Annotated in this window: 14 protein-coding genes and 1 other RNA gene; 3 read left to right on the top strand and 12 right to left on the bottom strand. The window is 68.9% G+C overall.

Translation table 11 applies throughout. The features are described 5' to 3' along the window. Window position 1 precedes the first annotated feature (1 nt). The gene (locus tag ACXN5S_RS16745) at window positions 2–676 is read right to left on the bottom strand and encodes a ribonuclease T2 family protein (RefSeq protein ID WP_458606618.1); all 675 of its coding nucleotides are present in this window, start codon (window positions 674–676) and stop codon (window positions 2–4) included. 107 nt (window positions 677–783) lie between these two features. Between ACXN5S_RS16745 and ACXN5S_RS16740 the strand changes: the two genes are divergently transcribed. After that, on the top strand, window positions 784–1,563 hold the full coding sequence (locus tag ACXN5S_RS16740; RefSeq protein WP_458606617.1) for a DUF1013 domain-containing protein: 780 nt from the start codon (window positions 784–786) through the stop codon (window positions 1,561–1,563). A gap of 139 nt (window positions 1,564–1,702) precedes the next feature. On the opposite strand, the gene ACXN5S_RS16735 is transcribed toward ACXN5S_RS16740, so the two are convergent. Next, window positions 1,703–2,305 (bottom strand): LysE family translocator, encoded by a 603-nt coding sequence (locus ACXN5S_RS16735; RefSeq protein WP_458606616.1) that lies wholly within the window; start codon window positions 2,303–2,305, stop codon window positions 1,703–1,705. Between the two features lie 231 nt (window positions 2,306–2,536). Between ACXN5S_RS16735 and ACXN5S_RS16730 the strand changes: the two genes are divergently transcribed. Beyond that, window positions 2,537–3,826, top strand: coding sequence for an O-acetylhomoserine aminocarboxypropyltransferase/cysteine synthase family protein (locus tag ACXN5S_RS16730; RefSeq protein WP_458606615.1), 1,290 nt, complete (start codon window positions 2,537–2,539; stop codon window positions 3,824–3,826). Window positions 3,827–3,970: 144 nt separating this feature from the next. On the opposite strand, the gene ACXN5S_RS16725 is transcribed toward ACXN5S_RS16730, so the two are convergent. The 5 genes from ACXN5S_RS16725 to ACXN5S_RS16705 form a co-directional block, all read right to left on the bottom strand. Beyond that, entirely contained in the window at window positions 3,971–4,747 is a 777-nt protein-coding gene (locus ACXN5S_RS16725) for a DMT family transporter (protein ID WP_458606614.1), read from the bottom strand. Between the two features lie 108 nt (window positions 4,748–4,855). Next, window positions 4,856–5,449: a recombination mediator RecR gene (recR, locus tag ACXN5S_RS16720; RefSeq protein ID WP_458606613.1), complete on the bottom strand. Its 594-nt coding sequence runs from the start codon at window positions 5,447–5,449 to the stop codon at window positions 4,856–4,858. Between the two features lie 10 nt (window positions 5,450–5,459). Then, on the bottom strand, window positions 5,460–5,804 hold the full coding sequence (locus ACXN5S_RS16715) for a YbaB/EbfC family nucleoid-associated protein (protein ID WP_458606612.1): 345 nt from the start codon (window positions 5,802–5,804) through the stop codon (window positions 5,460–5,462). Window positions 5,805–5,881: 77 nt separating this feature from the next. Continuing rightward, complete coding sequence (locus ACXN5S_RS16710) at window positions 5,882–6,355, bottom strand: GNAT family N-acetyltransferase (RefSeq protein ID WP_458606611.1); 474 nt, start codon at window positions 6,353–6,355, stop codon at window positions 5,882–5,884. Further along, window positions 6,352–8,109, bottom strand: coding sequence for a DNA polymerase III subunit gamma/tau (locus ACXN5S_RS16705; RefSeq protein WP_458606610.1), 1,758 nt, complete (start codon window positions 8,107–8,109; stop codon window positions 6,352–6,354). Before ACXN5S_RS16705 ends, ACXN5S_RS16710 begins: the two co-directional genes overlap by 4 nt. A 61-nt stretch (window positions 8,110–8,170) precedes the next feature. On the opposite strand from ACXN5S_RS16705, the gene ACXN5S_RS16700 reads away from it, so the two are divergent. Further along, window positions 8,171–8,647 (top strand): phosphatase domain-containing putative toxin, encoded by a 477-nt coding sequence (locus ACXN5S_RS16700; protein WP_458606609.1) that lies wholly within the window; start codon window positions 8,171–8,173, stop codon window positions 8,645–8,647. 93 nt (window positions 8,648–8,740) lie between these two features. Here ACXN5S_RS16700 and rsgA read toward each other — a convergent pair whose 3' ends face one another. From rsgA to ubiA, 5 genes are all read right to left on the bottom strand, one after another. After that, the gene (gene rsgA, locus ACXN5S_RS16695; protein WP_458606608.1) at window positions 8,741–9,772 is read right to left on the bottom strand and encodes a ribosome small subunit-dependent GTPase A; all 1,032 of its coding nucleotides are present in this window, start codon (window positions 9,770–9,772) and stop codon (window positions 8,741–8,743) included. A 152-nt stretch (window positions 9,773–9,924) separates the two neighbouring features. Next, window positions 9,925–10,023: signal recognition particle sRNA small type (gene ffs, locus ACXN5S_RS16690), an RNA gene on the bottom strand. A 100-nt stretch (window positions 10,024–10,123) separates the two neighbouring features. Next, window positions 10,124–10,450 carry a hypothetical protein gene (locus tag ACXN5S_RS16685; RefSeq protein ID WP_458606607.1) on the bottom strand — a complete coding sequence of 109 codons (327 nt, stop codon included), beginning with the start codon at window positions 10,448–10,450 and terminating at the stop codon, window positions 10,124–10,126. 34 nt (window positions 10,451–10,484) lie between these two features. After that, window positions 10,485–12,491, bottom strand: coding sequence for an OmpA family protein (locus ACXN5S_RS16680; protein ID WP_458606606.1), 2,007 nt, complete (start codon window positions 12,489–12,491; stop codon window positions 10,485–10,487). 58 nt (window positions 12,492–12,549) lie between these two features. After that, complete coding sequence (gene ubiA, locus ACXN5S_RS16675; protein WP_458606605.1) at window positions 12,550–13,503, bottom strand: 4-hydroxybenzoate octaprenyltransferase; 954 nt, start codon at window positions 13,501–13,503, stop codon at window positions 12,550–12,552.

Below are 13,503 nucleotides of genomic sequence, written 5' to 3'. Positions count from 1 at the left end.
CTCAGCCGGGCGGCAGCATCAGCGCGCTGCCCAGGCTGCAATCGCGGATGACATCGTCGCCGCAGCGGCGGAACTCCAGCTCGCGGGTCAGACAGATCCGCACTTCCTGGATCATGCCCTCCTGGCAGGTGATGGTCACACCGTCCGCCTCAAGAGCCGGGTTGGCCGCGAGGAACGCCTCCTCCACCAGCTCCGCCGGCAGCGTCACCGCGCGGGGCAGCTCTTCCAACAGCTCCGGCAGGGTGACGCGGCCGAAGGCCTCCTCCGACAGGTCGTAGAAGTCGCCGGCCTCCAGCCCCGAGCAAGCGCCGTGCTTGCGCCATTGGTAGAAGGCCGCGCTGGAATCGCCGCCATAGAGACCGGCCCGCGCCGCCGTCTCGGCCCGGCTGGGCCAATCCGCCTCGGTGTCGCAATATTCGGGCCAGCCCCGCTCGTATTGCGGCCAAAGCCCGTGCAGCACGAAGGCGCGGCCCGCCTCGCATTGCGCCGCACCACGCGCGTCGCCCTCCAGCGCGCACCACGACGGGCTCCATGAGAGCGACATGACGTAATAGTCGAACTCGCCGGCCACGCCATCGGCCCCTGCCGGAGCCGCCGCGCCAAGCGCCCCGGCGAGCAGGAGGCAAAGGCCCCCTCGCGCCCGACGCAGGGGCATTTTGATCTTTTCAAACCACATGCGCCCTCCTATATAGCCATCGTTCCCCCACAAAGAGAACAGGGCCCAGAGGCGGCCCGCCCCGGACGGGGCACGGGGACGGTATATTTTGTGAGAGGCGACCCGACATGGCAGACAAACCGCTCATGGCGAAGGCCACCGCCGTCTGGCTGGTGGACAACACCACGATCACCTTCAAGCAGATCGGCGATTTCTGCGGGCTGCACGAGCTTGAGGTGCAGGGCATCGCCGATGGCGACGTCGCCGCCGGCGTCAAAGGGTTCGACCCCATCGCCAACAACCAGCTCACCCAGGACGAGATCGACAAGGCCGAGAACGACCCTCAGCACAAGCTGAAGATCAAGTTCAACGCCGCCTCGCTCGGCGAAGAAAAGCGCCGCGGCCCGCGCTACACGCCCCTGTCGAAGCGGCAGGACCGGCCGGCCTCGATCCTCTGGCTGGTGAAGTTCCACCCCGAGCTCAGCGACGGGCAGATCTCGAAGCTTGTCGGCACCACCAAGCCGACGATCCAGTCTATCCGCGAGCGCACGCATTGGAACATCTCCAACATCGAGCCCATCGACCCCGTGGCGCTTGGCCTGTGCAAGCAATCCGAGCTCGACGCCGCCGTGCAGAAGGCCAATGCCAAGCGCGCCCGCGATGGCGAGGTGATGAGCGACGACGAGCGCATGAAGCTCGTCTCGACCGCCCAGTCGCTGTCGATGGGCACCGAGGCACGCATGCCCTCGAACATGTCGGGGCTCGAGACTTTCTCGCTCGGCAATGACGACGATCCGCGCGGCCCCGAAGAGGAGGAAGAGGAAGACGATCGCAGCGTCCCCGACGCCGCCACCTTCTTCAACCTGCCCGGCGACTCGGACGACGACGAAGACGACGACAAGAACTGATCTGCCGCTCTCGGCGGAGACATCAGGGCCCCGGCACCAAGTGCCGGGGCCTATTCTGTTTTGGGCCGGGACTGGAGAGGGCCCGGAGTGAATGGAGCCCCAACACCCGGCAATGTCGGAAGTGCCGGGCGAGGTGGGCCTAAGACAACAGCATCCAGATCGCGACAGCCGCCAGGATCACACCGAAGATCAGATTGAGTGTCCGCGCGCTGTCCGGTGATCGGAAGACGCCTGCGATTTTGTCGCCGAACAGGGTCCACACCAGGAAGGCGATCAGGTTGTTCAGCGTGAACACGGTGGTAATCAGGAGAACCGAGGCCAGGAGGCCCGCCTCCGACATCCCCAGGAACTGGGTGAACATGAGCGCGATGATGACATAGGCCTTCGGGTTCAAAAGGAGCAGAAGCGCCCCGTCAAGGAAGGTCGCCGGCTGCGCGTGCCCCGCCCCGTGCGCCGCTCCCGCCTTCAGCATGGTCCACGCGATCCACAGGACATAGAGCGAGCCGGTGACCTTCAGGACCGCAAGGATCTGGGGAAAGCCATCAACCACGGCGAGGAAGCCGAACCCGATGGCTGCGGTCACGATCCAGGTCGCAACGTGATACCCTGCATTGGCCGGCAGCGTCGCCCGAAAGCCGAACCGCGCACCATTCCCCGCGAAGAACACGTTCCCGGGGCCCGGGCTATAAGCCAGGGGAAACAGGAACAGGATGAGAGCGAGAACGGTCTGAAACATGGCCATGATCCAATGAAATTCGGGATCATAGGGTCACGCGCCGGGCCATCGTGGCCACCCGGTTCTTGCGCAATCCACATGGGGAAGCTGGGTTTTGAGCCGGCCGGGGCCACCGCCGCTCCTGCGAGCGATGCGCCCTCCCGCCGGCCGTCACGCAGCCCCTCCCACGAAAGGGTTTGGACAGAACCGAGGGGAGCGACTACAGCCGGGCCCAAACCTGTTGAGAGGAGACCCCAGATGTCCGACCAGAGCTACGGCTTCGACACGCTTCAGATCCACGCCGGCGCCAAGCCCGACCCCGCCACGGGCGCGCGCAACACGCCGATCTACCAGACCACGGCCTATGTCTTCCGCGACGCCGATCACGCGGCGGCCCTCTTCAACCTGCAGGAGGTCGGCTTCATCTACTCGCGGCTGACCAACCCCACGGTGGCGGTGCTGCAGGATCGGGTGGCGGCGCTGGAAGGCGGCGCGGGCGCCGTCGCCTGCTCGTCGGGCCACGCGGCGCAGATCATGGCGCTCTTCCCGCTGATGGCGCCCGGCAAGAACGTGGTCGTCAGCACCCGGCTCTACGGCGGCACCGTCACGCAGATGACGCAGACCATCAAGCGCTTCGGCTGGTCGGCCAAGTTCGTCGACATGGACGATCTGGGCGCCCTCGAAGCCGCCGTGGATGACGACACCCGCGCGATCTTCTGCGAGTCCATCGCCAACCCGGGCGGCTACATCACCGACATCCGCGCCGTGGCGGACGTGGCCGACAAGGTGGGCCTGCCGCTGATCGTCGACAACACCAGCGCCACGCCCTACCTCTGCCGCCCCATCGAGCACGGCGCGACGCTCGTCGTGCATTCGCTGACGAAGTATCTCACCGGCAACGGCACCGTCACCGGCGGCGTCGTGGTCGACAGCGGCAAGTTCGACTGGGCGGCCTCAGGCAAGTTCCCGTCGCTGGCGGAGCCCGAGCCCGCCTATCACGGCCTGACCTTCTGTGAGACCTTCGGCCCGCTGGCATTCACCTTCCACGGCATCGCCATTGGCCTGCGCGATCTCGGCATGACGCTGAACCCGCAGGCGGCGCATTACACGCTGATGGGCATCGAGACGCTCTCGCTCAGGATGGAGCGGCACGTCCAGAACGCCCGCAAGATCGCCACCTGGCTGGAGCAGGACCCGCGCGTCGATTACGTGACCTACGCGGGCCTTGAATCCTCGAAGTATTTCCACCGGGTCGCGACGGTTTGCCCGCGGGGCGCGGGGGCGCTGTTCACCTTCGCGGTGAAGGGCGGCTACGAGGCCTGCGTCAAGCTGATCGGTGAGCTGAAGCTGTTCAGCCACGTCGCCAACCTCGGCGACACCCGCTCGCTGATCATCCACCCGGCCTCGACCACGCACCGCCAGCTCGACGAGAACAAGCAGCGCGCCGCGGGCGCCGACCCCGAGGTCGTGCGCGTCTCCATCGGCATCGAGGATGCCGACGACCTGATCGCCGATCTCGACCAGGCACTGGCTGCTGCCACCGCCTGAGTCACTCCGGCTATCACACGAGGGAAGGGGCCCCGGCATGCCACGCCGGGCCCCTTTCACGCCTGCCCGCCCCGCGCGCGGAGCGACATCACACCGGCCCCCACGATCAGTGCAATGCCCAGTGAGGCCGCCATCCCAGGCAGCTCACCGAAGAACAGCGCCCCCCAGACCACCGCGAAGCCGACATAGGCGAAGTCGAACGTGCCGATGATCTCCGGCGGCCCGGCCTGGTAGGCAATGGCGGCGCCAAGACTGCCAACCAGCATCGCCGCAGCCAGCCCGCCCAGCGCCATCCACTCCCCCGCCTCCATCGCGCCCCACGGCCCGAGCAGGAAGCCCTCCCCCGGGGCTCAGCGTCGCGATGCCGGCGAGCGCGCCGCCCGCCACCACGAAGGCTGCATTGAGCGCGAGGGCCAGCATCAGAGGCTCCTCCTGCCGGCAGCGCGTGCGCGTCAGCAGCATCGCCCCGGCATAGAGCACCGCCGCCCCCAGCGGCAGCAGCGCGAAGGCGTTGAAGTCACCGGGACGGGGGGAGAGGATCAGCAGCACCCCTGCGAAGCCCAACGCCACCGCGAGCCACCCCAGCCACGCGATGCGCTGCCGGAGGAAGAGGGCGGAGAAGAGCGTGATGAAGATCGGCAGCGTGTAATAGGCCGCCGCCGCGGCAGAAAGCTGCAGGCGCGGGAGCGCGAGGTAATAGAGCAGCCACATCGCCACCAGCATGGCGCTGCGCAAGGCGACCCATCCCGGCGCCTTCGGCCAGCCGAGCCGCCCGCGCGCAGTCAGCAGGAGTGCCAGCACCGGCAGGGCGAGGGCCGAGCGCAGCACGAAGATCTGCGACAGGGCAAACCGCTCGCTCGCCCCCTTGATCAGCGCATCGCCGAGCGACAGCGCCAGCACCGTACCGATGATCACGCTCACCGCCAGGGGCAGGTTGTCGGGCCGTGTGGCCGGGGATGTTGAAGGAGGCACGGGCATGGCTGCCCGGAGAACGTTAAGCGAACATCTCCGGGCGAGCAATCCCGGGCATCAGACCCGCCCGCGTGCCTTCAGCGCCGCGCTGATGGTGCCGTCATCGAGGTAATCGAGTTCACCGCCCACCGGCACGCCCTGCGCCAGCGAGGTGACGTTGAGCCCCGGCAGCGCGTCGGCGATGTAATGCGCCGTGGTCTGCCCGTCGATGGTGGAAGGCAGCGCCAGGATCAGCTCGGTGATCCCCTCCTCGGGCACGCGGGCCTGCAGCTTGGGGATGCCCAGCTCCTCCGGCCCGATGGCGTCGAGCGCCGAGAGCAGGCCGCCAAGCACATGGTAGCGGCCCTGAAAGGCCATCGAGCGCTCCATCGCCCAGAGGTCGGCCACGTCGGCAACGACGCAGACCACCCCGGTGGCGCGCTTCTCGCTTTGGCAGATCGGGCAGAGATCGGCGGTGGCGAGGTTGTTGCAGGTCACGCAGGGGCGCACGCTCGCCCCCACCGCCTGCATGGCCTCGGCCAGAGGGATCAGCACCTGGCTGCGCTTCTTCACCAGATGCAGCACGGCGCGCCGCGCCGAGCGCGGGCCCATGCCGGGCAGCCGCGACATCAGCGCGATCAGCTTGCCGATCTCCTCTGGCCCGTCTGCCAAGATCGTAGCCTTAGAAGGGCATCTTGAAATCGGGCGGCAGGCCAAGCCCTTCGGTGATCTTGCCCATCTCTTCCTGGGCGCGGGCGGTGGCCTGAGCCAGCGCGTCTTTCACCGCGGCGAGGATCAGATCCTCCGCCACTTCCTTCTCCTCTTCCGAGAAGATCGAGGGGTCGATTTGCAGGCCCTTGAGGTCGCCCTTGGCCGTGGCTGTGACCGTGACGAGCCCGCCGCCCGAGGTGCCGGTCACCTCGATATGGGCCATCTCTTCCTGCAGCTGGGCCATCTTGCCCTGCATTTCCTGCGCGGCCTTCATCATCTTCGACATGTCGCCGAGGCCGCCTAATCCCTTGAACATCGGGTGCTCCCTTAACTCTGTGTTACCCTGCGAGATACGCGCGGCTGCCCCTCATATCAAGCGAGGGGCCCGTGGCGTCAGAGCGGCGCGGCCCAGGCCTGCACCCGCGGCGCAAAGCCCATGCTGCGGAAGAAGGCGTGGGCACCCGCGTTGCCCTCATAGGTGGTGAGCGCCGCCTCGTTGCAGCCCTCTTCGCGCCCATGCGCCAGCGCCGCCTCGAAGAGCGCGCGGGCCGCGCCCTGCCGGCGCATCTCCGGCGCCACGACGATCTGCTCGATCATCAGGATGCGCCGCGCCTTGTGCAGCGCCGTCTCCTCCCGCATCTGGATCAGCCCGAAGAGCAGTGCGCCCACCGGCTCGCCGATCCCGAAGGCGAAAAACGTCGGCCCCTCCATGCCGCCCTCGAAGAACAGCTTCAGCCCCGCCGCGTCGGGTTCTGGATGGAACATCTCGGGGAAGTGCTCGGCATGCCAGGGCTGGATATGGGGCGAGAGGGCGACGGCGGCCTCTGCCGCTTCGCCGGCGCCGAGCTTGCGAGGGGTCTCCATCATTCCTCCTCGAACGGGTCCCATTCGTCCTCGACCTCGGCGAGAGCCTCTACCGAAGCCTCCGCCTCGATCTCGGCCTGGCTGTGGATGCTTGTGATCTTGGCGCCCGGGAAGGCGGCGATGACGCTCTGCACCATGGGATGCGCCTCGGCCTCTTCGCGCATCGCGATCTCGGCGGCGTCGCGCTGCTCAGTGATGGTCTCGGCGCCCGGCTCATTGGTGATGACCACGGCCCAGCGGTTGCCCGTGTAGCTCTGAAGGCGCTGGCCGAGCTTCTGGGCCAGGTCGGCGGGAGCGCGGGGCGAGGGCTCAAACTCGATGCGGCCCGGCGTATAGGAGACGAGGCGCACGCCGCGCTCGACATCAATCAGCAGCTGCACATCGCGGCGGGCGCGGATGAGCTCCACCACATCCTCGAAGCGGGCGAAACGGGCCAGCGCGCCCTCGTCGAGCGCCACGGCCACCTCGGCGCCGCCGCGCGCCTGCGTGCCGCCGCCACCGCCGCTCACCGCCGGGGCCGAGGCGTGCGCCTGCGGCCCGGCCGGCGCCGGGGCGCGCGGTGCCTGACCGCCGCCCCCACCCGTGGGGGCGGGCGTCGATTGCAGCTTGCGCACCAGGTCGTCAGGGCTCGGCAGGTCGGCGATATGGGTCAGGCGGATCACCGCCATCTCGGCGGCCATCATGGCGTTGGGCGCCGCCGCCACCTCTTCCAGCGCCTTCAGAAGCATCTGCCACATCCGCGCCAGCGCCCGCATCGGCAGCGCCTCGGCGAGGCTCCGACCGCGGTCACGCTCGCCGGGCGGCACCGTCGGGTCTTCCGCCGCCTCGGGCGTGACCTTGATGACGCTGAGCCAATGCGTGATCTCGGCGAGGTCTCGCAGCACCGCCACCGGGTCGGCCCCGTCGGCATATTGCCCGCCGATCTCGGTCAGCGCCGCCGCCGCCTCGCCCTTCATGATGAGCTCGAAGAGGTCCATGACCCGGCCGCGGTCGGCCAGGCCCAGCATGGCGCGCACCTCGTCGGCCCCCGTCTCGCCGGCCCCATGGGCGATCGCCTGGTCGAGCAGCGACTCGGCGTCGCGGGCAGAGCCTTCGGCGGCGCGGGTGATCAGGGCCAGCGCCTCGTCGGTGATCTCGGCGCCCTCGGCATCGGCGATGCGGCGCAGCAGCGCGATCATCACCTCCGGCTCGATGCGGCGCAGATCGAAGCGCTGGCACCGGGAGAGCACCGTCACCGGTACCTTGCGGATCTCGGTGGTGGCGAAGATGAACTTCACATGCGCCGGCGGCTCCTCCAGCGTTTTCAGGAGCGCGTTGAAGGCCGAGGTGCTGAGCATGTGCACCTCGTCGATGATGTAGACCTTGTAGCGCGCCGAGGCGGCCCGGTAGTGCACGCTGTCGATGATCTCGCGGATGTCGCCCACGCCGGTGCGGGAGGCGGCGTCCATCTCCATCACGTCGACATGGCGGCCTTCCATGATCGCGACGCAATGCTCGCAGACCCCGCAGGGCTCCGTCGTCGGGCCGCCGTTCCCGTCGGGGCCGATGCAGTTGAGGCCTTTGGCGATGATGCGCGCGGTCGTCGTCTTCCCGGTGCCGCGGATGCCCGTCATGATGAAGGCCTGCGCGATCCGGTCGGCCGCGAAGGCGTTCTTCAGCGTGCGCACCATGGCGTCCTGGCCGACGAGGTCGGCGAAGGTCTCGGGCCGGTACTTCCGGGCCAGCACCTGGTAGGCGGGTTTGGTCTCGTCACTCATGTTTGGCGGATTCTCCAAGGCCGGGCTAGGCTAGGGCGCCAGTGCTGCGAGGTCCATGCCCATGCCCGAGTTCAATATCCATGCGCTGCCGCTTCTGGCCGGCCAGCTCGCCCTCTCGCCGCTCCCCGGACGCACCCGTCACTACGCCGCCGACCTGCCGCGCCTGCTCGGCTGGCGCCCCGATCTGGTCGTCACCCTCTGCGAGGCGCATGAGCTGGAGCGCAAGGGCGCGGGCACCCTCGGCGAGGATCTGGCGGTTGCAGGTATTGCCTGGCGTCCCTTCCCCATCCGCGACTTCACCGCCCCGGCTGAGGATGCGGGCTGGCAGGCTCTCTCAACCGAGGCCCTCGCCATCCTCCACAAAGGCGGCAAGGTCCTCGTCCATTGCTTCGGCGGCTGCGGCCGCTCCGGCATGGCGGCGCTGCGCCTGATGATAGAGGCGGGCGAGCCGGCAGACGCCGCCCTCCCCCGCCTGCGCGCCATCCGCCCCTGCGCGGTGGAAACGGCCAGCCAGATGTCTTGGGCCCGCGCCACCTGAGCCCCCGCCCCCTCTCGCTTTCTTCGAAATACTCCGGGGTCCGGGGCAGCGCCCCGGGTCTCTCCACCCGCGCCGTCGCCCCGGCCCCTCGCGCTAATCGTCGTCCCATTGCGATTCCTTGGCCGCCCGCCGCGCCTTGCCATGCGAGGTGACCTTGCCGAACCGGCGGAAGCGGGCCCGCGCCTCGGCGATGCTCTCGGAATTGTGGCGGTCCTCGCGGCGCAGCTTTTGCCAGCGCTCCAGCCGCTCCGGCTCCAGCGTGCCATCTTCGATGGCGGCCTTAACCGCGCAGCCCGGCTCGGTATCGTGGCCGCAATCGGTGAAGCGACAGCTGGCGGCGAGGTCGGTGACATCGGCGAAGACGATATCGATACCCTCCGAGGCGCCCTCCAGCCCGAGCTCGCGCATGCCGGGCGTGTCGATCAGCCAGCCGCCGGCCCGCGTTTGCCGCAGCGAGCGGTGGCGCGTGGTGTGGCGGCCATGGGCATCGGCCTCGCGGATGCCACCGGTATCTGCCGCCTCGCCCGTCAGCGCGTTGAGCAGCGTCGTCTTGCCGGTGCCGGAGGAGCCGGTGAGGGCCAGCGTCATGCCGGGGCGGAGCCAGGGTTCCAGCCGCATCGCCTCATCCGGCTGGCGGGCGTCGAGCGCCAGGGCCGTGACGAGGGGCGACAGGCGCTGCGCCTGCGTGAGGTACTCCGCCGGGCGCTCCGCCAGGTCGGCCTTCGTGAGGATGACCAGCGGCAGGCAGCCCGAGGCTTCGGCCAGCGCCAGGTAGCGCTCCAGCCGGGCGACGGAGAAATCGGCATTGCAGGAGGTGACGATGCCGAGCGTGCCAACATTGGCCGCGATGAGCTGGCGCTCGGCGGCGATGCCGGCGGCGCGGCGGGCGATCTCGGTCTGCGGGGCAAGCCGCCGGGTGATGCTCGTGCCGTCATGCAGTACGAAATCGCCGACGGCATAGGCGGAGGACACCTCCCCGGGTTTCAGCGCTAGCACGCCCTCTGGCGAGAGCGTCTCGATCCGCGAGCGGTGCACGGCAGTGATACGGGCGGCGCGTGGCGCCTCGCCGGCCTGATCGGCGAAATGGTCCGACCAGCCAAGGTCGGCAAGTGTGGGTTGGGTCAATGAACTCGTCCCGAAAGAATGTGGCTCAAGATGCCCCTCAAAAAGGGACATGGCGCATCATCGGGCGTCTGGCCAGCCGTCAGCGGCGGGCGGAGGCCCGGAGAATGGTGACAATGGCCGTCATGACATCCTCCTCTTCGGCGAGGGTTCAAAGGTGAGAGGCTGGACAACGACCCAAGCGGGGCTCGTTACGGCTGCTTCCTTCCGGACCTGACCGGGTTGGCGAGGCGCTCGCCCGCGCCAACCTCTCAAGGGGGCATATAGAGGCGGGGCTTGAGTCGTGCAACCCGGGGTTCGCCAGTCGCGCCAACCGGTTTCCATGGGCCAGACGAAGGCCAGCCGCCCCGCCGCTCAGCTCGCGCTTTGCCTGTCGATATAGGCGCGCAGCTCTTCGGCCTCCTGGCGGGCGTCGCGCAGGCCGTCCATGGCGGCGCGCAGCTCGGCCTCTGTCTGGGCGAGCTGGCCGCCGATCTCGGCCTCGCGCTGCTGCATGTAGGTGATCGACTGGTCGCGGGTTTCCTCGGCCTCGTGCAGGGCCTGGGCCATGCGGTCGAGCTCGGAGATGTCGGCCTTGGTGACGCGGGTGAAGCGGTTCACCAGCCAGGACGCGAACCAGCCGAGGCAGAAGGCCACGAAAAGGATCACCGCTGTCGCGATGATGAATTCTGTCCTGTTCACGTCGCTGCCCCCATCGACATTCCCCTTGTAGCGCTTAGCCGCCCTCGGCCTCGGTTGCCAAGTCTTCGGGCCGCAGGGAAGGCCGCTTTTCGGGCGGCTCTTCCATCGCATTGGGGAAATCGCTCTGATCCGCCGCCGCGTCCTCGGCCCCGGCATCGCTGCCCTCGCCGGCTGTCTCGTCGGCCCCCTCGGAGGCCGCCTCGACCTCCGCCCCTTCGGGCGGGGGCGGCGGGCCTTCGGGCTCCATCAGGCGGAACTCGATACGGCGGTTGGCCTCGCGGCCCTCTTCGGTGTCGTTATCGGCGATCGGGTCGGCCTCGCCGAAGCCCGCGGCGCTGAAGGCCCCCACGGGCACGCGGCGGGTGCGCAGGGCCGTCAGCACGGCATCGGCACGCTGCTGGCTGAGGCGCTGGTTCATCTCTTCGCGGCCCTGGCTGTCGGTATAGCCGGCGATCTGCAGTGGCAGGTCGGGGCAGGCGCGCAGGATCTCGGCGATCTGGTCGACCACCGGCCCCGTCTCGGCCGTCAGGTTGGCAGAGCCGGGCTCGAAGAGGATCTTGCTGGACGCATTGACCTGCGTGATCTTGCTCACGCATTCCTCGGGGCTTGGCAGCGCTGCGATGGGGTCGAGCGCCTCGTCGTATTCGACGGCGACATCGACCTCGGCCGCCGGGCCCAGCTTGTCGATCAGCAGGCGGGTGATCGCCGCCTCCCCGTCGGGGTTGCCGGTGCGACCGCGCACCGAGATGCTCTCGGGCTCCACCACCACCACGCCGCTGCCCAGCTCGGCCAGCGCCTCGATGCCAGCGAGGACGCGGTTCGACCAGCCGCTCGGCAGGCCTTCGGCCACGCGGGTGCCCATCGTCAGGCTGCCGCCGACGAAGCGGGCGCGGGCGAAATCGCCGGCGATGTCGTTCATCAGCTCGCTCTCGACGCGGCCGCGCAGCTGCACCTCGCCCTCGTCGCTGAGCGTGGCAGTGAATTGCACCGGCCCCTGGTTGCCTTGCACCACCTCCGGCAGTTCGGCGGTGAGCGAGAAGACATCCGGCAGGGCGTTCTCCAGCTCGCCGACGACATTGTCGAAGGTGCTCTGCGCCAGGCCCGGCAGCGCCACGAGGCTGACATCGGCGTCCGAGAAGGTGAGGGTGCCGCCGCCGAGCTCATCGAGAGCCGCGATGCCGCGGGCCACAGCCTCGCCCCATTCGCGGCTGGGCGTGCCGAGGCCGAGCGTGCAATCGAGCGCGCCCTCCGCCCCGGCAGCGCGGCCGGCGGCCCCGATGCGGGCGCGCGCCTGCTCGGTATCGGCGGCGCAGGTCTCGAAGCGCGTGCCCTGGTCATCCATGACGAAACGCATCGCGAAGGGCGTGATCACAGGGCGGGGGGCAGAGATATCCACCACCACCCGCAGCCCGTCGGGCAGGTTGCGCCGCAGATCCGATTCGAGCGCGGCCTTCTCCTCGGCCCCGTCAGAGATCGCATCGACCTCGACGCGCCCGGCGGTGACGGAGATCTTCGAGCGCTCAAGCATGCCGAGCGCGCGCACGGAGTAGCTGAGCGCACCGCGCCAGCCGTCGGGCACGGGGTAATCGGCGACATCCAGCAGGTCGGACACCTCTGCATCGCCGGCAGCGCGGCGGATCTGGGCGAGGAACGCCTCGCGATCCGTTCCAGCCGGGATCAGCCCGATGAGGGAAACGCCGCTTTCGCTTTGCAGGATCTCGATGGCGAAATCGGGGGGCGTCATCGCCTCGCCGGCGGCGACCTGCATGCTGTCGATCACCCGGCTGGCATCGACGATGCTGCCGGCCACCGATTTGGCCCGAAAGCGCGCCGCCTCGCTTGGGGCCTGGCCTTCGATGATCACCTGCAGCCCGTCGCCCACGACAGAGGCCCAGTCGTAGCCCTGGGTCGTCAGCGCCTCGTCCACCGCTTCGACAGAGCCCTCCTCGACGGCCTTGGCCGTCAGCTGCGCGGCGCCCACACAAAGTAGGGCGGCCAGAAGGAAGGTGCCGATGGGTACGAGTTGGCGGGAAAGGCGCATGAATCCCCGAGCGTTGCTCCGATCGCCCCGTGATAGGCGGCGCAGGCCGCCCGATCAATCAGAGCAGGGATGCGATGGCAAAAAACGGCAGGGGCAACAAGCCCGCATCCCGGTTCGAGCGGAAAAGGCGCAGACATTCCGATGCGTCATCGGCGTCAAATCGCCCAAGCTGCCAGGCAAGATGCCAGCCCAGCGCCCATGGCCCGCCAAGCGCGATCACGAGTGAGAGAACCGAGCGATCCCCGCCGGCGAGCAGCACGGCGAGGCCCATGAGCAGCACCGCGCCGATGAGAAAGCCGCGCAGCCAGTGCCGGCTGTTGTTGCCGAAGAGGCGGGCGGTGGACTTCACGCCGATCAGCGCATCGTCTTCGACATCCTGATGCGCGTAGATCGTGTCGTAGAACAGCGTCCAGGCGATGCCTGCGGCGTAGAGCGCGAAGGCGGCGGGCGCCAGATGCCCGGCATGGGCGGCGAACAGCAGCAGCGCGCCCCAGTTGAAGGCGATGCCGAGAAAGACCTGCGGCCACCAGGTGAAGCGCTTGGCGAAGGGATAGATGGCTACGGGGGCGAGCGAGATTACCCCCAGCAGGATCGCGATGGGCGGAAAGGTCAGCAGGATCGCCAGCGCCACAAGCGCCTGCGCCGCCATCCAGGCCAGCGCCTGCTTCACGCTCACCTGGCCCGAGGGGATGGGGCGCGAGCGGGTGCGCGCGACGCCCCCGTCGATATGCCTGTCGGTGATGTCGTTCCAGGTGCAGCCGGCGCCGCGCATCAGGAAGGCGCCGATGGCGCTGCCGATGAGGAGCCAGATGTCGCCGGGCCGGGCCTCGCCGGTCTGCAGGATGGCGAGCGCGAGGCCCCAGAGGCAGGGCAGCAGCAGCAGCCAGGTGCCAGCCGGCCGGTCGGCCCGCGACAGGCGCAGATAGGGCTGGGCCCAGCCGGGGGCCCAACGGTCGACCCAGTTGCCGACGGAATCGGAAACCCGGCCTGCGTTGCCTTCGACCTCTGGCAT

The sequence above is a fragment of the Pseudoroseicyclus sp. H15 genome (assembly GCF_054353345.1).
The sequence above is the reverse complement of the archived record's forward strand: the minus strand, read 5'-3'. Positions and strand labels throughout refer to the sequence as shown.

What these genes read in the sequence shown, in the direction of transcription:
- ACXN5S_RS16745 (WP_458606618.1), bottom strand. Translation starts at nt 676, where the DNA reads ATGTGGTTTGAAAAGATCAAAATGCCCCTGCGTCGGGCGCGAGGGGGC.
- ACXN5S_RS16740 (WP_458606617.1), top strand. Translation starts at nt 784, where the DNA reads ATGGCAGACAAACCGCTCATGGCGAAGGCCACCGCCGTCTGGCTGGTG.
- ACXN5S_RS16735 (WP_458606616.1), bottom strand. Translation starts at nt 2,305, where the DNA reads ATGGCCATGTTTCAGACCGTTCTCGCTCTCATCCTGTTCCTGTTTCCC.
- ACXN5S_RS16730 (WP_458606615.1), top strand. Translation starts at nt 2,537, where the DNA reads ATGTCCGACCAGAGCTACGGCTTCGACACGCTTCAGATCCACGCCGGC.
- ACXN5S_RS16715 (WP_458606612.1), bottom strand. Translation starts at nt 5,804, where the DNA reads ATGTTCAAGGGATTAGGCGGCCTCGGCGACATGTCGAAGATGATGAAG.
- ACXN5S_RS16710 (WP_458606611.1), bottom strand. Translation starts at nt 6,355, where the DNA reads ATGATGGAGACCCCTCGCAAGCTCGGCGCCGGCGAAGCGGCAGAGGCC.
- ACXN5S_RS16705 (WP_458606610.1), bottom strand. Translation starts at nt 8,109, where the DNA reads ATGAGTGACGAGACCAAACCCGCCTACCAGGTGCTGGCCCGGAAGTAC.
- ACXN5S_RS16700 (WP_458606609.1), top strand. Translation starts at nt 8,171, where the DNA reads ATGCCCGAGTTCAATATCCATGCGCTGCCGCTTCTGGCCGGCCAGCTC.
- ACXN5S_RS16680 (WP_458606606.1), bottom strand. Translation starts at nt 12,491, where the DNA reads ATGCGCCTTTCCCGCCAACTCGTACCCATCGGCACCTTCCTTCTGGCC.
- ubiA (WP_458606605.1), bottom strand. Translation starts at nt 13,503, where the DNA reads ATGCCAGAGGTCGAAGGCAACGCAGGCCGGGTTTCCGATTCCGTCGGC.